Raw genomic sequence first — 17,229 nt, 5'->3', positions numbered from 1 at the left:
ATAATAATTCCTTTGATATAAATGTTATTTTGTATAAGTTTTTATTGCCTTAAACGCAATTTGAAAAGCATCTTTTACTTCCATTCCCATTGTTCTATAAGCCTCAATCAGTTGGTTCTCTTCAACAGAAAAAAGCTTATTGGAAACACCTTTAAATATCTCGCCATTGCCAGTAATTAGCCAATTTAAATTCACATTAAATGTCTGACCGATTTTAGAAAGGGCTTCTAAATTCGGTTCACGTTCACCACGCACATAGTTGTACATAGAGCGATAAGGGATATCGCATTGTTCAGCAAAATCTTTGATATTGAGCTTTTTAAGCTCAATAAGTTGGTTAAGTCGATCTGAAATGTTCAAATGAGTAACTCTGCTTGACCTTGTTTACTCGAAGTGGTAATATTTACTTAAATTAGTTACTCAATCGGGTAACTTTTCGATAAGTGCTATTCTATCTAATTCTATCTCAATAGCAAGGTTTATAAGGTATGCCACAACATTTTTTGTTATCTAGCTCTGCAAGAAAACTAAGCTTGCCTAAAATAATCCAATTATCTGATGCAAACGTATTTTCTTTATTACATGAATTGCGCTGGAAAAGTAAGCATGAACAAATTTGTCCAAAATGCGGTATACAACATCAAGCCTATTTCATTTCTACTCGTAAGCAGTGGCGGTGCAAACATTGTAAACACACCTTTAGCATTACATCAGGCACGATTTTTGCAAATCACAAGCTACCGATTCAAACCTATTTACTGGCGATAGCTTTGTTTGTTAATGCGGTAAAAGGGATTCCAGCATTACAGTTATCACGGGATTTAGATGTTCAATATAAAACTGCCTATGTTTTAGCACAAAAATTGCGTAAAGCCTTGCTTGAACAGCGAGATTTTAAACAATTTCAAGGGCTTGTGGAGGTGGACGGTACTTATGTTCATCCTGCACCTCGTAAGGCAAATAAGAAAGCAGACCGCATTGATTATCGCTTAAAAGAAAATCAAAGTCCCGATAAACGCTGTGTGATGGTTGCTCGTGAACATTATACCGCAACAGAAAAAGAAACCAATCAATATGCCAAAGGTGCAAAACATACTCACGTTTTTATTACCTACTCCGAAACACCATCTATCGTGAAACAATTTGCCGATAAGTTCATTAAGCGAGGTTCTCGCATCCATACTGATGAAAGTCATGCTTACAATGTATTAATGCCGTTTTACGAACATTATGCCGTCAACCATAAAGACGAATACCGTAGTGATGCAGGCATTACAAACAACCAAGCGGAAAGTTATTTCAGCCGATTTAAACGAATGTACTACGGACAAATGCACAAAATGAGCAATCTCTATTTATTGGGGTATGCCAATGAAGTCGCGTATCGGGAAGATAACCGTAGAAAATTGAATGATTGGCAGTTCAAAGATGTTCTCAGCAAATGCTTGAATACGACTAACGAAAACAACGAATGGTGCAGTTACTGGCAGCGTAAATACACCATACAAGAACCTATTTGGCAGTAGGAATGACAATGGCTTATAAACTTGACCAAAAACTTAAACACCTTGAATTTGAGCGAAAACAGGTACTGGAACATCTCGCATTATTGAACGTAAAAATTGCCACCGTTCAAAAAGCCATTGCGTTGATGAAAACAGAAGAAGATATTGCACGTTACAATACGGAAAACTTTACTTATCGACAAAGACATAAATTATTCAAAGGAAAAATCCGTAGATACCTTGTTCAAATTCTACGCAATGAATCAAGCAAGGGTTTTACCGTTGCTGAACTGACGCAACGAATTTTTGATATAGAGGGAAATCAAAATATTCCCACCGAAAAGCATCAGGGTTCCGTTCGCAAGCAACTCAATGCGTTCTACCAAAGAGATTGGGTAATCCGAACGCAAATTAGCCGTAGGGAAGTCTATTGGCAATGGAAACAAAAATAGCGGTATTTCTTTTATCCCTGTTCAAGTGGTTTTAACCGCCAAAATCCGCAACCACATTCAACAATCCCTTTTTTATGTAATTTCACTAATATGCGATTAACCACGTTATAATGTTTATCCCCAACATTCACACATTGTGGATTTCCCAACAACGCTAAAACTTTTTCAGCAATCTCACTACACAGTATCCAATCTGGAGTTTCTCGTAACACTTGAGCGACTAATCGCATAGTAATGAGTGATTGAGCTTTAGGTTCTTTTGGTATATATGGCTGGAAATTTCAATTTTGAGAGAGTCTTTATGCCCTGTATCTCGAACGTGATAATTCACCATATAGCGACTGACTGTATCGGTATCTTTCTTCACGTTGATCTCATCAATAATAATGCCGTGGGGCGCAGCACTTTTAATTTTGCTGATAAGGTTGAGCTTTTTATCGGAGTCAAAATCTAAATCTTCGGAGAAGCAATTTAGCCCATAACCTAAATAAAGGGCTGTGCCGCCTTTCAACACAAGTGGGGTTTCGACTAATTGAGACAATACACCACGCATCAATCGTTCGTGTTGTTTATCACGTTCGTTTACATTATTGGATTCTCGTTTTTCCATAATCGTAAGTTCTCCTTTTCACTTTCCGTTAAATTAGGCTCTAGCGCACTAATCAGAGTATAAACCGATTCTTTATCCTCATCGCTTGGAAACCAATCATCAAGGGTAACACGCCCAATCGAACCTGTTTTCAGTACGGCGTAATAGAGATAATCCACACAGGCTCTTGGATGGTCTGCCATCCAAACTGGCGTATGTTCAGGGTAATAGCCCATCTCATTGAGCCGCTGCGTGCCGTCAATAATGCCTTGCTGCCCCAATAAATGGTGGGTATTCTTCGGCTAATTTTCGCCATAGAGATAGAACTCAGGCGGATAAGCGTTGGCGCTTAATGCCGCAGCGCTGTGCCAATCGCCCGTATTTTCAGGACTAATCACATTCAGCGCTACGATACTGCTGACATAATAATCAGGATTTGTCGGTGGAATATAAAGCATTTAGATTGTCCTATTCCTTTGCAATTCGCCACATTATACCACATCTGAATACTGTATAAAACACAAGCAAATCACTTCCCATTAGAACAAAATATCTGCAATCAAACTGCAAAAAAGATTTTTCTTGACAAGGTGCTTTTGCGATTTCATCAGGGTTTAAGTCGATTTTGGCGAGAAAATGTATAGCAAAATTTCGCTTGACAAAGGCCCCTATAACTAATACCTTTTGCCCACGGACAATAGTCCCTTCATTACTTGCTTTTTAAGTCTTAAAAGGCTTGAAAAAAGTGGTAATGAAGAGACTATTTTTTATGGATTCCTTCATACCCGATGATTCATCAACACATAGAAGGAAACCATTATGTCATTTCTCTTTGATCTTGTTACGATCCCCCTCTTAATCTGGCTTTGTCGGCGCACCTTAGCCTTAAAGCCCCTCTACTATCTCATTTTGATGAGCATATTCGTTAGCCTGTCATTGTGGTTGATGAAAAGCGACATCGCCTTTTTACGCGATTACGGACGGTTAAGTAAGCTCGTATGCAGTATGGAAGGCTTCATTATGGGGATTCAGCTTATTCCGTATTTTCCTGAAGTGGCTACTTCACGCAAAGAAATGCCCATGTACTGCTTTGTGTCGAAAAACTGGATTTTTTCAGCAAAAGATAGAGCGAAACGAGAAGCCTATTTGGAGAGGAAATGATGAGATCTTTTACATTCAACCGTAGCTTGTTTTCTGAAATCTGGTTTGAGGATTTTCACCTTGACGATGAAACGCAGACACTCATTCGTATCTTACAGAATAAACCAGAGCCAAAATTAGAGCCGTATCAGGGAGAAAGGATTGACTGGGAAGTCATCGAGACGAGAAGAAAACAAGCCGACTATGATAAATGGCAGAGCTATGATGAACGCGATCCGTTTCATCATCAAATCTTCCCTACTGATACCCACGCCTATGCGTTGCAGCAGGCTCAGAAAGCGATTGCAGAAGTCGATAGTCTGATTGAGTGGCTCTACGATGACGATGAAATAACACGTTATGTGTTGGAACGCCACGAGGTGTATCAACGGAAATTGGAGTTGGTAAACTAGCACTTCCCATTGACAAATTACTCATTTTTTGATAGATTAAAGGCTCGTTAGGCAGGTAGTCTAACGAGTTCTTTTGTGTTTCCTTTAAAAGAGATTTACTGTGTAGTAAGTCCTTTGTGTTGTTTTGTTACATCACTGCATACGTTGAATATGCAGTGGGAAGTTATGTAATAAAACAAAGGTTTCACGATGCAGCACTTCTTGCTTTCTCCCCAATCTCGTACACTCAAACTTAAAACGATTTACCGCTTGTCAGACGATGCTGTCCTTCGCCTGATGAAAGGCGCACGTTGGGGCAATTCCGATAACCTGAATGATGTCTGTTGCCCGTACTGCAATACTCGTCATCACGCCTATTTCTTATCGTCTCGTAAACGTTGGACGTGCAAACATTGCTCGCGCGATTTTTATATCACCACGAACACCGTTTTCGCCTTTCATAAACTGGCTCTCGTGGATTTGCTCGCGGCTATTACCTTATTTGTAAATGAAGTCAAAGGCATATCGGCTATTACGATGAGTCGCCATTTGGGTGTTAGCTATAAAACGGCTTACGTCCTTTGTCAAAAGCTGCGCGAAGCCTTGTTTAAAACACGTGATTTATCGCCCTTACAAGGCGAAATTCATCAGGACGGGATGTGGATTAACTTTCGTCAACGTAAAGCCAATTTCCGTAATAATAGAGCCAAACAGAGAGAAAAGAAAACAGGCTATCCCAAATTCCGCCCGACTAAGCGTTGTATCATCAGTTTGGTGCAGCGTGCCGCCAACGATTCTAATTTGAATGGCTCAAACCGAACTATTGTGGCGATGGACTATTCCGAAAACGCCGACACCATTTTTGCGATGAACAAACGCTTTGTGAAGCAAGGTAGCGATATTTTCTGCGATGAAAACCCTGCCTACAAACAGTTAGATTTCCACTACAACGTTTGGTCGGTCAATCATCAGGAAGCGTACAGTAAATGCGGCGTAAACAACAATTTAGTCGAATCCTTTAATGCCCGTGAACGCGATTTAACGCGAGGTGTGCATCACCATCTCTCAAACAAATACGCCTTACTTTATGCCAATCAAGCCGCCTATATGTCGGACAATCGCCGCAAATCCAACGGACAACTCTTTAAAGATGTGCTGCAACGCTGTTTGTGGGTATTACCGTTAAGAGAATGGGTAGGCTACTGGCAAGGAAATCATCGTTTAGGTGAAATTATCGGAATGGATGCGTTTTCGCCCCAAGAGATTTCGAAAGAATACGCGATGCGGTTGAATGAGATGAGTACGAACGAACAGGATGAGTTTTTCTCGTTGGTGGCGTAAAGCCTAAATCTGACGGTTTAATTGGTTTTTGAAATGGTTAAATTTCTACTTGAAAGCAAGTGGATTGGGTAAGCTCGTCTTGAATTTAGCAAAAATGAAACGCCCTGTGCATTTTATTCGTGTGTAGGGCGTTTTTGTCGATTTTAAAGAAATGATCTGCTAAAATTTAGCTGTAAATTTTAACAGACTTTCGTAGGAGTTGTGAATTTTGTGCAACTGCTACATAATGCCGTTTAAATTTCAATTTTATGAAGAAAAAACATCTCTTCCAACTCGCTCAAGATCTCGTTCTGACGGCAATACTGCTCTCGCTTTTTGGTTATCATCTGTATGAAGAAATCACGCACGAATGGCTGGGATTAGTCTTTTTCGCATTGATTATTTCTCATCTTTCACTGAATACGTGGTGGCTCAAAAAGACCTTTTCGGGCAGTTATAACAGCTATCGTATTTTGCAAAGTACGATTAATTTTGTAACGTTTTTGTTGTTTTTAACCGCTTGTATCAGTGGAATTATGCTTTCTAAGTATCTATTGGCGGAAATGCCGTTCCACTCTACTACAGATTTAATGCGAAAAATGCATATGACCAACACACATTGGTTGCAAATTTTAGTGAGCGTCCATTTGAGGTTACATTGGAAAGCGATTGCGAATTTATTGGCAAACGGCTACCGTTTAGATCTTGAACATTGGCTTGCGCGTAGGCTTATTCCTGCTTGTTGGCTGATTATCGCTTCTTATAGTATTTTCGTTTTTGTACAACGAGAGTTGTTACCCTATTTATTGCTCCAAGTGGATTTTGCCTACTTCAATTATGATGAAGTGCAAGCTGTCTTTTATTTTGACTTTTTTGCGATGTTAATTGCGGTGGCTTACAGCACAAGATTTTCGATTTGGTTCTGTTTATTTAGAAAATAACCTTCGATTTTCTACCTAATTCATCGTATTACGCCTCAATTAGCAACCGTCTATCAAAACCAACGTAGTGTTTCAATGTCTAATAAGGACTATATGGCTATATTAGGTAATGCTACGAAGAATAAAACGACTTCAATCTGTACACTCGGCAAAATCGCTTTTGCAACGTACTATCTCATTAGTATTACATATACTGTAAAAAATAAAATCTGAAATCTAGTCTTTTATACTTTATTTTTACGTATTTATACTTCAACTTAACAAGTCAATATTTAATTGATTAATTTTAAAGTATTTTATAATTTACACTGTATGATAATATATAAATAACCATTCTAAGAGCGTCTTTAAATACCGAATAATAAATAAGCCCGGTTGTCAAGCTGGGCTTATTACGTTGAATTAAGGTTATTGTTCGTTTAAGGTCTTAAGACTCTCATTTGCCCGGCGGGCTTCGCCTTTATGTTTTTGTTTATTGAGTTGGGTTTCTAATTTTTGTTCGACATCGTTAATCGCCTGATAGAGATCCTCGTTTTGTGCTTTGGCGAATAAATCCCCGACAGGTGTGCCGATCGCGGCTTCTACTTCATAGCCGTTCGGGAGCTTGTGGATCATAAAATGCGGGTTAATCAACTGAGTTTGCCATTTGTTCAGTTTTGCCAAACGCTCTTCAATATGGTTGCGGATTGCCGGTGTAACATCCATTTGTTTGCTTGAAATGTTGATTGTCATAGCATTTTCCTCTTGTTGATGACGATTTCATATAACCTCAAGTTATGCCTTTTGGCGCATAATTTCAAGCTGAAAAACCGGGTAAAACGTAAAAATTTGATCTAGTTAACACTTTTTTAGCGTTATTGATTATAATCTCTGCTGATATTAAAGAGGAACAAGATGGAAAACGAGAAACGATTACCGCCGTTTCAACGGGCGTTCTTACACCCGAAATATTGGGGATTATGGCTCGCTGTCGGGCTATTTCGACTGGTATTGTGTTTACCTTATCCGATGTTGGTCAAAATCGGCATTGGTTTGGGGAAACTGTTTGGTGCGTTAAAATTTGGAAAACGGCGAATGGCAATTGCCCGCCGTAACCTTGAATTGTGCTTTCCCGATTATTCTAATGCACAAATTGAGGCGATTTTGAGAGAAAACCAACTCTCTGTCGGAATGGCGATTATTGAAACGGGAATGGCGTGGTTTTGGTCGGATAAACGTATTCTCAAATGGTCAAAAGTGGAAGGTTTAGAGCACCTTAACCAACCGGAAGATAGCGGGGTGATTTTTGTCGGCGTACATTTTTTGACGTTAGAGTTGGGGGCAAGAATTGTGGGGTTGCACCATCAAGGTATCGGGGTGTACCGCCCGAATGATAATCCGCTACTAGACTGGATTCAGTTCCGTGGGCGAGTACGCTCCAATAAAGCAATGCTCGACCGCAAAGATTTACGGGGAATGATTAAAGCGCTGCGGGCGGGTGAAACAATTTGGTATGCGCCGGATCACGATTACGGGCGCAAAAACAGTATATTTGTGCCGTTTTTTGCAATGCCGCAGGCGTGTACGACAACCGGTTCACGAATGTTGTTACGCTCTGCGCCGAAAAGCGTTGTCGTGCCTTTTACACCGATGCGAAATGCCGATTTTTCCGGCTATACGGTAAAAATTAGCCCTCCGGTTGATTTTTCTGCCTGTGAAAATGAGGTTGATACTGCCGATCGAATGAATCGGTTGGTTGAGGCGGAAATTATGCAGGCGCAGAGCCAGTATATGTGGCTGCACCGCCGCTTTAAAACCCGCCCAAATGAAAATGACCCAAGTTTATACGACAGCAAGCGGTCGGATTAGAGCCAAAATTGGCAAAACGGAGTGAGAAGATGGAAAAAACCAAAGTTGTATTGGCAACAAGCAATGCAGGAAAAGTGAGAGAAATGGCGGACGTACTGTCCGCATTTGGCTTTGAAGTTGTCGCTCAAAGCGAATTTGGGATTGTAAGCCCTGACGAAACGGGATTGACCTTTGTCGAAAATGCGTTAATCAAAGCCCGTTATGCCAGCAAAATCAGCGGCTTACCGGCGATAGCCGATGATTCAGGCTTATCTGTGCAAGTATTAGGCGGTGCACCGGGGTTATATTCTGCACGTTATGCGGGGGTAGAAGGCGACGATGCGGCAAATCGGCAAAAATTGCTCAAAGCATTGGAAAATGTGCCATACGATAAGCGACAGGCAAAATTTGTGAGCTGTATCGTTTTTTTACAGCACGAAAACGATCCGACTCCCAAAATTGCAATGGGTGAGTGTGCCGGTTCAATTTTGACGGAAGAAAAAGGATCAAACGGTTTTGGCTACGATGCGCTATTCTTTTACCCGCCGAAACAATGCAGTTTTGCCGAACTGGATACGGCGGAAAAGAAACGTATTTCGCATCGTGCAATGGCATTGCAATCTCTGAAACAACAACTCTCTCAATAAGGAAACTCAATGATTATTACCACTACACCAACGATTGAAGGCAAACAAATCAGCGAATATAAAGGCTTAGTTTTTGGCGAAGTCGTGTCCGGCGCAAACATTGTGCGGGATTTTTTTGCGGGTATCACCGACATTATCGGCGGACGTTCGGGTATGTACGAAAGCAAGCTCAACAGCTCTCGCCAAGAAGCCTTGCAAGAATTAGCGGATGAAGCAAGAAAAAAAGGTGCAAACGCCGTTGTCGGCGTATCTATTGATTATCAATCAATGGGCGGAAACAAAGGTATGTTCATTGTGGTGGCAACAGGCACTGCGGTGGTTGTACGATAATGTTGCAAAAAAACGTAACGATCGCCCCGTTTTTTTGGCAGACGAAATCATTGTTTGAAATGAATGAAGCGGAATGGGAAGCCCTATGCGATGGCTGCGGCAAATGTTGCTATCGCAAATACATTCAAGGGAGAGGAAAGCGGGAGCGGCTTTATTACACCCGCATTGCGTGCAATTTATTGGACGTTGAAACGGGCAAATGCACCAATTATCCCAATCGTTTCCAACTGGAAACGGATTGTACCAAACTTACCAAGAAAAACCTGCCGGATTTTAGCTGGCTGCCTACAACCTGCGCTTACCGCTTGATTTATGAAGGCAAACCGCTATTCGATTGGCACCCGTTAATTTCTAATAATCCTGATTCCGTCAAACAAGCCAATATTTTGATTGCAAACGGTATTCACGAAAAAGATGTTATTGATTGGTTCGAGTGGGTGATTGAAGACGCTTAAAATCAAAATTGAGAAAGAGAGTTATTATAGATGAGGATTAGCGCTGTAATGGTCTAGTCCTTGTGTGATCCCAAGTGATAACTAAATAATTTGGTTGAAAGAAATTACGGTAGAGCTTTGACGGATAAGGCTCTACCGTTTTGTTGTATATAGAGGATTTTATAATCCCACTATTATCTAATTTAGCCTAAACCGATAAAATAGCCTGTTGCGCGAGTTCTCTAGCCAGTTTGTCGATATGGATCACATCGGCAATTTCTCTGACTTGAATCGGGGCGATATTTTCAACGACTGTGCGGTTGATGCTGGCAATATCGGTAAAGCGGATAGCGTTATTCAGAAAAGCGGCTACGGCTACTTCATTGGCGGCATTCATTGCGGTAGTGGCGTATTGCCCTTCGGCAAAGGCGTCAATCGCTAATTTTAAGTTCGGATAACGGGCAAAATCCGGCTCAATAAAGGTCAGTTGGTTAAGTTTGAAAAAATCTAGCGGTTCAACACCCGCTGAAATGCGGTTTGGGTATGCCATTGTATGTGCAATCGGGGTACGCATATCGGGATTACCCATTTGAGCGATTACGCTGCCGTCAATATAACGAACCATTGAGTGAATAATGGATTGCGGGTGAATGATGATTTCCATTTCGTCCGCACTGGCATTAAACAGCCAGCGTGCTTCGATATATTCCAACCCTTTATTCATCATTGTGGCGGAGTCCACCGAGATTTTTTGCCCCATTGACCAATTCGGGTGGGCAACCGCTTGGGCGGGAGTAATGGTGGCAAATTCGGTTAAAGGCTTGGTACGGAAAGGGCCGCCTGAACCGGTTAAGATGATTTTGCTCACGCCTAATTCTGCAAGCGGGCAGAAGCCGACTTTATTTTGCGCATCGGGCGGCAGAGATTGGAATATTGCATTATGCTCGCTATCCACCGGTAATAATTTTGCGCCGGATTGGCGGGCTTCATCAATGAAAATTTGTCCGCAAGTTACCAAACTCTCTTTGTTTGCGAGTAAAACCTGTTTGCCGGCTTTCACGGCAGCTAATGTCGGCAATAAACCGGCTGCCCCCACAATCGCCGCCATTACCATATCCACCTCGTGATGTGAAGATAGTTCACAGATCGCCTTCTGCCCTGTCAATACTTCACTGTTGATCTTTAATTGGCGAAGATTATCGGCTAATTGCTTGGCAGCGGCAGGATCGTCCATTGCGACAAATTCGGGCTGGAATTGCTGGCATTGCTCGGTCATCAAGGTAACATTTTTGCCGCCGACCAATCCAAAGACGTGGTATTGGGTCGGATTATGTGCGACGACTGAGAGCGTGCTTTTGCCAATCGAACCGGTTGAACCTAAAATCACCAATTTTTTCATTCTTATTTCCTTTAATTTGACAAGCGTTTTGCTTCGATCACATCGTCTAGCTGGACGATGCGGGCGGTCAATTTGCTTAGCAGTTGGATATTATTCAATTCGACTTCCACATCAATGGTGGCAATGCGCCGTTTCGTGTCGGTACGGCTGGAAACACCTAGTACGTTAATTTTTTCGTTTGCCATAATAGCACTGACATCACGCAATAAGCCGTTGCGATCGTTTGCAATCACACGGATCGTCAGACTAAAGCCGGTGGCGTAATGCTCGCCCCATTCGGCATCGACCACCCGTTCCGGGCTGTTACTTTGTAGATCAAACAGTTGTTCGCAATCGGCTCGGTGAATGGAAATCCCTCTCCCTTGCGTGATATAGCCAACAATGTCATCACCGGGGATAGGTTGGCAGCAGCGGGCGATATGATGCATTAGATTGCCGACCCCCTCAACCACGATAAAGCCGTTTTTGTGCGGTTTTGGGCTTTGGTTTTTATTTGCCACTTGCTTTAACACTGCTTCATCGGCTTGCTCGGCAGTGGTTTTGACCAGTTTGTTTTGCAAATAGTGCATTAGCTGGTTGAGACGGATATCGCCGCCGCCAATGCTGGCATAGAGATCGTCAAGCTGTTTTAAATTATAGCGGGGCAGGGCAAATTCTTCGATCTGTTTATAGTTAAACTGATATTTCGCCATTTCCGCTTCCAGCATTTCTTTGCCGATCGGAATGTGCTTTTCCCGATCCAATTTTTTAAACCACGCAATAATTTTGGAGCGGGCTTTGGCGGTATTCACAAAGCCTTGACTTGGATTGAGCCAATCTCGGCTTGGATTTGGATTTTTTTGGGTGATGATTTCAACCTGATCCCCCATTTGCAGAATATAGGTAAAGGGTACGATTCTGCCGGCGACTTTTGCACCGATGCACCTATGCCCGATTTCACTGTGGATCGTATAGGCGAAATCAAGCGAGGTGGCATTATTCGGCAGATCGACGACATCGCCTTTCGGGGTAAATACATACACCCGATCATCAAAAACTTGCGAGCGCATTTCTGCCAAAACATCACCGGAATCGGCAATATCTTTTTGCCAATCCAACAGTTTGCGTAACCAGACGATTTTTTCTTCGTAACCGGAACGACCTGCCGCTGCCCCCTCTTTATATTTCCAGTGTGCCGCCACGCCTAACTCGGCATCATCGTGCATTTTTTGAGTGCGGATCTGCACTTCAATCGGCTTATCGCCCTTGCCTAAAACGACGGTATGAATGGATTGGTAGCCGTTCGGTTTCGGGTTGGAAATATAGTCATCGAAATGTTCCGCTAAATGCAGGTATTGGGTATGGACAACGCCGAGTGCCGTGTAGCAATCCTCAAGGGTCGGGACGATGACCCGTACCGCCCGCACATCAAATAACTGATTGAAGGTTAAATGTTTTTTCTGCATTTTTTTCCAAATGCTGTAAATATGTTTCGGGCGACCGTAAACCTGCACCTCATTCAATTCTTCTTTTAAACAAGCGGTCAGATCGGCGACAAAATTAGCAATATATTTTTCCCGATCGAGCCGCCGCTCCGCCAAATCATATTTGGCAATTTGACGATACTCTTTGGGATGCAAAGCTCGGAAACAGTAATCTTCCAGTTCCCATTTGAGCTGACCGATGCCCAAGCGGTTCGCCAGCGGTGCATAGATATGGGAACACTCTTTGGCGGCGAGTACCAGATCTTCTTCGCTGCAACGTTCCACATCTCTCAGATAGACAATCCGCTCGGCGAGTTTGATTACCACGCAGCGGAAGTCGTCCACCATCGCCAGTAACATTCGGCGGATATTGTCGATTTGCAGATCAGAAGTGTGGCTGGCGTTGAGCTGGCGGATATTATCCATTTCAAGCACGCCTTTCACCAAATTTTTGACCTGATTGCCGAAATGCTCTTTGACTTGCACCAAATCAATAATATGCTGCTTGACTAACGGAAAAAGTAGGGCGGCGATTAGACTGTCATCATCCATATTCAGCCCGTGCAGAATTTCGACCATTTCAATGCCGTACCACATCAAGTGGAATTGGTCGGTGTCCAATTTCTCCTGCGCATACTGCCAAGCACTCTGTAATTCCTCAAAAGTAATCGGCGACATCTTCAAAGCCGCACTCCAACTAGCCAATTCAAAATTGGTCGGTTCGAGTAGGTGTGAGCGGCGAATAGCAACCATAAGTCCTCCTGAGTACAGAATAGCAAGGGGTTCTTGACAGATTTTGACAATCTTAAATTGAGGGTAGATTATAGCCTAAAATCTACCTTTTTGTTATCTAAAAATTCTCTTTCAAATTCAAAGATATATATTTCATATTTTTCAATGTGTGCTGAAATTATTTTTATCATTTTGTGAAAGTAGATCGAAGATATGTTTAACACAAAAGTTAGCTAGTTGGCTTTTCAACTTGTTTCACATACTGTAAATTTCCTTACATATCTATAATATCAATTTCTCTAAAGTTAACATTTTTATACCCAGGTCACAGGATAGAACCTAGCCTTGATGATATTCAAATGGAGAAGCTCCCTATGTCCACACTTAAATACTAAGGGATTCAATTTCGGGCGACGGCTCGCTACCTTTCCGATTCAGTTGAAGAGCAAAAAGCATTAGCAAGCTATTTGATGCGTTTCCCCGTTGCTAAACAGCTACCCAGTGATGTCTGGGAAATTGCTTTTAACGAGATTAAACATACTCAAAATAAGCATACCTTCGCCGAAAAAACAATCTGGCAGAAAGAAAATAAGATGTTATTGGACTCGGACTCTCCCGCTCAGTTTGAGCCAACCAATTCCCCTTGATCTAATCTATAAACCCGATCAAAACGCTCTAAACCGTTCAAGCGGTGGGTGATCATTAAGAGGGTGCGGTGTCGGCAATGATTGAAAATCAGTTGCAAAATGTGCTGCTCCGTTTCTCGATCCAAACCTTCGGTCGGTTCATCTAACAACACGATTTCCGCCTCGCTTAGCAATAAGCGTGCTAATCCTAAGCGGCGTTGTTCGCCCCCTGAAAGGGGTCGTCCGCCTTCTCCCAGCCACACATCCAGTCCACTTTGCTCTGTCAAATAGGCTAACCCGACATCCGCCAGCACTTGATTAAGCGCGCTATCCGTTGCATTTGGATTGCCTATCCGCAAATTATCACGTAGCGATTGGCTGAAGATATGGACACGTTGGCTAAGAGTAACCAAATGCTGCCGCAATGTTTGTTCCGGATAGGTTTCGATTTTGCAACCGTTTAACAAAATCTGACCGCTTGTCAGGTCGTAATTGCGGTTTAAGAGTTGGAAAAGGGTGGATTTGCCGCTGCCGGTTTTGCCTAAAATCGCGATCTTTTGGCGTGGTGCTATCTCAAAAGAGAGGTTGTTTAATATTCTGTCGGTCCGCTGCGGATAATGAAAATCGACTTTTTCAAAGCGAACAAGCGGTCGGTTTTCCGCTATTTTTTGCCAAACGGCTTTCCCTTGGAAAACCACAGTGGGCATTTGCTCGGTAATCTCGCCAATGCGTTCTGCTGCACTAATCACCTGCCCTAAATGCAAAAACGCAATGCCAATCGGCATTAAAATTTCCAGTGATGCCAGCACACAAAAAACCACCAAAGCAATCAGCGCCTGCGGTTGCTCTGCATTTTCAACATTGATTGCCGTTGCCGATAAATATAAGGTGATCGTTACCAATATGCCGTTTAATACGATGAGCAACGCATTGGATAAACTGCCCAGTTGGCTTTCTCTGCCCTGTACCGCCAGCCATTGATGTTCCGTCTGATGTAATTTCTCACGCATCGTCTGCTGCACGCCGAACAATAAAAATTCGGCGTTGAGTTCGATCCATTCGATAAATTGGCTACGGTAAGCGGCACGGGTATGAACCGCAATCTGCCCTAATTTTCTGCCTAAATGGTAGAAAATAGTCGGCAAAATCAGCAATAATGCGGCTAACGTGCAACAAACAACCCACGCTAATAACGGTGAAATAAAGGATAGCCCAATCGCCATAAACACGATCACCATTAGCGCACTGATAAACGGTGAGAGTAGGTTCAGATACAGGGTATCAAGGGTATCCACATCAGCAACCAAACGGTTTAACAGTTCGCTATGACGATAGCGGCTCAAGCCTGCCGGACTAAGCGGAATCAGCTTTTTAAAGACCGACACCCGCAAGTTTGCCAGCACACGAAACGTAGCATCGTGGGTGACCAAGCGTTCAAAATAGCGTGAAATAGTTCTCCCAATCGCCAGCCCTCTCACCCCTGAAGACGGATAGAAAAAGTTGAAGAGCAGACTTGAGCCGACCAAAGCAGAAGCCGCCAAAAACCAGCCGGATAAGCTCAATAGACCGATACTGGCGGTTAAACCGACTATCGCCAGCACTGTGCCTAGGAACAGCCGTCCCCAATGGGTGCGGTAAAGGGAGAAAAAAGGGAAAAGCGCGCGCATTGTTATCCTTCTAATTGTGGGTTGGCAGTGGCTAGTAATTCGGCAAAAAAGCCTTGTTGTTCAAGCTCGGCAAATTGCCCTTGTTGCACAATCTGCCCCTGTTTCATCACCCAAATTTCATCGCACTGTTTGAGATCTTCTATGCGGTGGGTGATCATCAAGGTGGTCTGTTCACGGCTTAAATTATGCAACGCCGCCAGCACTTGTTGCTCCGATTGCAAATCGAGGCTGGCAGTCGGTTCGTCCAATAAGAGTAGCTGATAAGGGCGAAGTAAAGCTCTGGCGATGGCAATCCGCTGGGCTTGCCCACCGGAAATGCCTGCATTGCCGTCTTTTACCTCGCTATCCAAGCCGAGCCGATACACAAACTCATCGGCTTTGGATAACACCAACGCTCGTGCAATCTCGGCTTCGCTTGCCGTTGAATGCCCAAGAAGTAAATTCTCCCGCAACGTTCCCCGCATCAACTGCGGGTTTTGCCCGACCCACGCTAATTTTGCCCGCCAGTCTGCCATATCCAACTCTCGCAGTTCGACCCCGTTGATTTTCAAACTTCCTTCATAAGCCAAGAAGCCTAATAGCATATTCATTAACGAGCTTTTACCCGCGCCGCTTTGACCAACCAGGGCTATTTTTCGGTGAGATGCCAAGCAAAAATTCAGAGGTTGGGTGAGCGGTTTCCCCTGCGGAGATAAAATCACGCAATCGGTTGCTTGAATTTCTATTTTGCTATTTTTTAAGCGGATCTGCCCGCTTGCTTGGGTCATTATCGGTTGAGTTAAAAAAGCCTCAAGACTATCCGCCGCGCCGATTGCCGCCGCCTTATCGTGATAATACACACCCAATTCCCGTAACGGTTGATAAAACTCGGGCGCTAACATTAAACAGAAAAAGCCGACAAACAAGCTCACGCCAACCTCATAATAGCCGAAATCCAATTCGCCCAAATAGATAAAGCCGAAATAGACCGCCATCACTGCAATCGAAACGGCGGTAAAAAACTCCAGTACCGCCGAGGAGAGAAACGCCATTTTCAGCACGTCCATCGTGCTAAGGCGAAAATCTTCCGTGCGCTGATAAATTTCTGCGGTTTGATGTTCTCCTCGCCCAAACAAGCGGATAGTGTCCAGCCCTTTTAAACTATCTAAAAATTGCCCGTTTAAACGAGATAATACGCCGATGTTGCGTTGGTTTGCCTCGGCTGCTTTCATTCCGGCCAGTGCCATAAAAATCGGCAATAACGGCAATGTGCCAAACAGGATCAGCCCTGCCGCCCAGTTCAGCGGAAAGACAAAACAGAGGATAACAAGCGGGACGATCAACGATAAAAATTGCTGCGGCAAATAGCGTGCATAAAAGTTATGGATATTTTCCACCTGTTCAAGCATCAACGCCGCCCAGCTACCCGCCGGACGTTGTTGAATACTTAACGGGCCGATTTGTGCCAGTTTATCTAACACCACACGGCGTAAATGCAAACGCAGTGCCTGTCCTGCTTTAAAACCGGCTCTTTCCCGCAACCAGACTAAAATTGCCCGCCCGATAAAGCAGCCGAGTAATCCGACTAATTGTGGAATAAATTGGTCAGGGTGTTGATGCTCTACAATCATTTTATGCAACATTGCGGCAAGCAGCCACATTTGCCCGACCATCAATAACGCACTGATTGCCCCCAAGAGTACGTTAAGATAGAGCCATTTCCTTATCATTGTTTGCTGTCTGCGTAGCCATTTTTGCAGCTGTTGTTGTCGTTGTTTATCCATAA

Annotated in this window: 19 protein-coding genes; 10 read left to right on the top strand and 9 right to left on the bottom strand. The window is 43.3% G+C overall.

The window, feature by feature from the left end; genetic code table 11:
• Window positions 1-24: 24 nt before the first annotated feature.
• Complete coding sequence (locus RO21_RS08860; RefSeq protein ID WP_047977427.1) at window positions 25-360, bottom strand: helix-turn-helix domain-containing protein; 336 nt, start codon at window positions 358-360, stop codon at window positions 25-27.
• Between the two features lie 128 nt (window positions 361-488).
• Here RO21_RS08860 and RO21_RS08855 point away from each other — a divergent pair, with 128 nt between their 5' ends.
• A complete protein-coding gene (locus RO21_RS08855) occupies window positions 489-1,526 on the top strand; it encodes an IS1595 family transposase (protein ID WP_047977426.1) in 1,038 nt (345 codons plus the stop codon).
• 8 nt (window positions 1,527-1,534) lie between these two features.
• Window positions 1,535-1,957, top strand: a complete 423-nt coding sequence (locus RO21_RS08850; RefSeq protein ID WP_047977425.1) for a hypothetical protein — start codon at window positions 1,535-1,537, stop codon at window positions 1,955-1,957.
• 220 nt (window positions 1,958-2,177) lie between these two features.
• Here RO21_RS08850 and RO21_RS08845 read toward each other — a convergent pair whose 3' ends face one another.
• From RO21_RS08845 to RO21_RS13515, 3 genes are read right to left on the bottom strand one after another with little or no spacing between them, the layout of a single operon-like run.
• Window positions 2,178-2,567 (bottom strand): nucleotidyl transferase AbiEii/AbiGii toxin family protein, encoded by a 390-nt coding sequence (locus RO21_RS08845; protein ID WP_084724279.1) that lies wholly within the window; start codon window positions 2,565-2,567, stop codon window positions 2,178-2,180.
• A complete protein-coding gene (locus RO21_RS13520) occupies window positions 2,540-2,827 on the bottom strand; it encodes a hypothetical protein (RefSeq protein ID WP_241482470.1) in 288 nt (95 codons plus the stop codon). Before RO21_RS13520 ends, RO21_RS08845 begins: the two co-directional genes overlap by 28 nt.
• 21 nt (window positions 2,828-2,848) lie before the next feature.
• A complete protein-coding gene (locus RO21_RS13515; protein ID WP_241482468.1) occupies window positions 2,849-3,004 on the bottom strand; it encodes a hypothetical protein in 156 nt (51 codons plus the stop codon).
• A gap of 361 nt (window positions 3,005-3,365) precedes the next feature.
• Between RO21_RS13515 and RO21_RS13510 the strand changes: the two genes are divergently transcribed.
• The 4 genes from RO21_RS13510 (at window position 3,366) to RO21_RS08825 (ending at window position 6,339) form a co-directional block, all read left to right on the top strand.
• A complete protein-coding gene (locus RO21_RS13510) occupies window positions 3,366-3,707 on the top strand; it encodes a hypothetical protein (RefSeq protein ID WP_241482466.1) in 342 nt (113 codons plus the stop codon).
• Window positions 3,704-4,099 (top strand): hypothetical protein, encoded by a 396-nt coding sequence (locus RO21_RS08835; protein ID WP_241482464.1) that lies wholly within the window; start codon window positions 3,704-3,706, stop codon window positions 4,097-4,099. Before RO21_RS13510 ends, RO21_RS08835 begins: the two co-directional genes overlap by 4 nt.
• 189 nt (window positions 4,100-4,288) lie before the next feature.
• Complete coding sequence (locus tag RO21_RS08830; RefSeq protein WP_047977424.1) at window positions 4,289-5,419, top strand: IS1595 family transposase; 1,131 nt, start codon at window positions 4,289-4,291, stop codon at window positions 5,417-5,419.
• A gap of 248 nt (window positions 5,420-5,667) precedes the next feature.
• Window positions 5,668-6,339, top strand: coding sequence for a DUF4405 domain-containing protein (locus RO21_RS08825; RefSeq protein ID WP_047977423.1), 672 nt, complete (start codon window positions 5,668-5,670; stop codon window positions 6,337-6,339).
• 408 nt (window positions 6,340-6,747) lie between these two features.
• Here the strand turns inward: RO21_RS08825 and hpf are convergent, their stop codons facing one another.
• The gene (gene hpf / locus RO21_RS08820; protein WP_047977422.1) at window positions 6,748-7,071 is read right to left on the bottom strand and encodes a ribosome hibernation-promoting factor, HPF/YfiA family; all 324 of its coding nucleotides are present in this window, start codon (window positions 7,069-7,071) and stop codon (window positions 6,748-6,750) included.
• A 162-nt stretch (window positions 7,072-7,233) separates the two neighbouring features.
• Between hpf and RO21_RS08815 the strand changes: the two genes are divergently transcribed.
• Genes RO21_RS08815 through RO21_RS08800 form a run of 4 tightly spaced genes read left to right on the top strand, consistent with a single transcriptional unit; the run spans window position 7,234 to window position 9,598 of the window.
• Window positions 7,234-8,187 carry a Kdo(2)-lipid IV(A) acyltransferase gene (locus RO21_RS08815; RefSeq protein ID WP_047977421.1) on the top strand — a complete coding sequence of 318 codons (954 nt, stop codon included), beginning with the start codon at window positions 7,234-7,236 and terminating at the stop codon, window positions 8,185-8,187.
• Window positions 8,188-8,216: 29 nt separating this feature from the next.
• Window positions 8,217-8,813 (top strand): RdgB/HAM1 family non-canonical purine NTP pyrophosphatase, encoded by a 597-nt coding sequence (gene rdgB / locus RO21_RS08810; protein WP_047977420.1) that lies wholly within the window; start codon window positions 8,217-8,219, stop codon window positions 8,811-8,813.
• 9 nt (window positions 8,814-8,822) lie between these two features.
• The gene (locus RO21_RS08805; protein ID WP_047977419.1) at window positions 8,823-9,143 is read left to right on the top strand and encodes a YbjQ family protein; all 321 of its coding nucleotides are present in this window, start codon (window positions 8,823-8,825) and stop codon (window positions 9,141-9,143) included.
• Window positions 9,143-9,598: a YcgN family cysteine cluster protein gene (locus tag RO21_RS08800; RefSeq protein WP_047977418.1), complete on the top strand. Its 456-nt coding sequence runs from the start codon at window positions 9,143-9,145 to the stop codon at window positions 9,596-9,598. The genes RO21_RS08805 and RO21_RS08800 overlap by 1 nt, the downstream gene beginning before the upstream one ends.
• A gap of 187 nt (window positions 9,599-9,785) precedes the next feature.
• On the opposite strand, the gene ispC is transcribed toward RO21_RS08800, so the two are convergent.
• From ispC to cydD, 4 genes are all read right to left on the bottom strand, one after another.
• Complete coding sequence (gene ispC / locus RO21_RS08795; RefSeq protein ID WP_047977417.1) at window positions 9,786-10,976, bottom strand: 1-deoxy-D-xylulose-5-phosphate reductoisomerase; 1,191 nt, start codon at window positions 10,974-10,976, stop codon at window positions 9,786-9,788.
• An 11-nt stretch (window positions 10,977-10,987) separates the two neighbouring features.
• On the bottom strand, window positions 10,988-13,192 hold the full coding sequence (relA, locus tag RO21_RS08790) for a GTP diphosphokinase (protein WP_047977416.1): 2,205 nt from the start codon (window positions 13,190-13,192) through the stop codon (window positions 10,988-10,990).
• Between the two features lie 598 nt (window positions 13,193-13,790).
• Window positions 13,791-15,464, bottom strand: a complete 1,674-nt coding sequence (gene cydC / locus RO21_RS08780; protein WP_047977415.1) for a heme ABC transporter ATP-binding protein/permease CydC — start codon at window positions 15,462-15,464, stop codon at window positions 13,791-13,793.
• A gap of 2 nt (window positions 15,465-15,466) precedes the next feature.
• Entirely contained in the window at window positions 15,467-17,227 is a 1,761-nt protein-coding gene (gene cydD / locus RO21_RS08775; protein ID WP_047977414.1) for a heme ABC transporter permease/ATP-binding protein CydD, read from the bottom strand.
• Window positions 17,228-17,229 lie beyond the last annotated feature (2 nt).

Source organism: Muribacter muris, from assembly GCF_001038205.1.
GTDB lineage: Bacteria > Pseudomonadota > Gammaproteobacteria > Enterobacterales > Pasteurellaceae > Muribacter > Muribacter muris.
The sequence above is the reverse complement of the archived record's forward strand: the minus strand, read 5'-3'. Positions and strand labels throughout refer to the sequence as shown.

Coding starts and splice junctions, on each gene's coding strand:
- cydC (WP_047977415.1), bottom strand. CDS start 15,464: ATGCGCGCGCTTTTCCCTTTTTTCTCCCTTTACCGCACCCATTGGGGA.
- RO21_RS08805 (WP_047977419.1), top strand. CDS start 8,823: ATGATTATTACCACTACACCAACGATTGAAGGCAAACAAATCAGCGAA.
- RO21_RS08825 (WP_047977423.1), top strand. CDS start 5,668: ATGAAGAAAAAACATCTCTTCCAACTCGCTCAAGATCTCGTTCTGACG.
- RO21_RS08815 (WP_047977421.1), top strand. CDS start 7,234: ATGGAAAACGAGAAACGATTACCGCCGTTTCAACGGGCGTTCTTACAC.
- RO21_RS08855 (WP_047977426.1), top strand. CDS start 489: ATGCCACAACATTTTTTGTTATCTAGCTCTGCAAGAAAACTAAGCTTG.
- RO21_RS08835 (WP_241482464.1), top strand. CDS start 3,704: ATGATGAGATCTTTTACATTCAACCGTAGCTTGTTTTCTGAAATCTGG.
- RO21_RS08800 (WP_047977418.1), top strand. CDS start 9,143: ATGTTGCAAAAAAACGTAACGATCGCCCCGTTTTTTTGGCAGACGAAA.
- RO21_RS13510 (WP_241482466.1), top strand. CDS start 3,366: ATGTCATTTCTCTTTGATCTTGTTACGATCCCCCTCTTAATCTGGCTT.
- RO21_RS13515 (WP_241482468.1), bottom strand. CDS start 3,004: ATGCTTTATATTCCACCGACAAATCCTGATTATTATGTCAGCAGTATC.
- RO21_RS08845 (WP_084724279.1), bottom strand. CDS start 2,567: ATGGAAAAACGAGAATCCAATAATGTAAACGAACGTGATAAACAACAC.
- hpf (WP_047977422.1), bottom strand. CDS start 7,071: ATGACAATCAACATTTCAAGCAAACAAATGGATGTTACACCGGCAATC.
- ispC (WP_047977417.1), bottom strand. CDS start 10,976: ATGAAAAAATTGGTGATTTTAGGTTCAACCGGTTCGATTGGCAAAAGC.
- rdgB (WP_047977420.1), top strand. CDS start 8,217: ATGGAAAAAACCAAAGTTGTATTGGCAACAAGCAATGCAGGAAAAGTG.
- RO21_RS08830 (WP_047977424.1), top strand. CDS start 4,289: ATGCAGCACTTCTTGCTTTCTCCCCAATCTCGTACACTCAAACTTAAA.
- relA (WP_047977416.1), bottom strand. CDS start 13,192: ATGGTTGCTATTCGCCGCTCACACCTACTCGAACCGACCAATTTTGAA.
- RO21_RS08850 (WP_047977425.1), top strand. CDS start 1,535: ATGGCTTATAAACTTGACCAAAAACTTAAACACCTTGAATTTGAGCGA.
- cydD (WP_047977414.1), bottom strand. CDS start 17,227: ATGGATAAACAACGACAACAACAGCTGCAAAAATGGCTACGCAGACAG.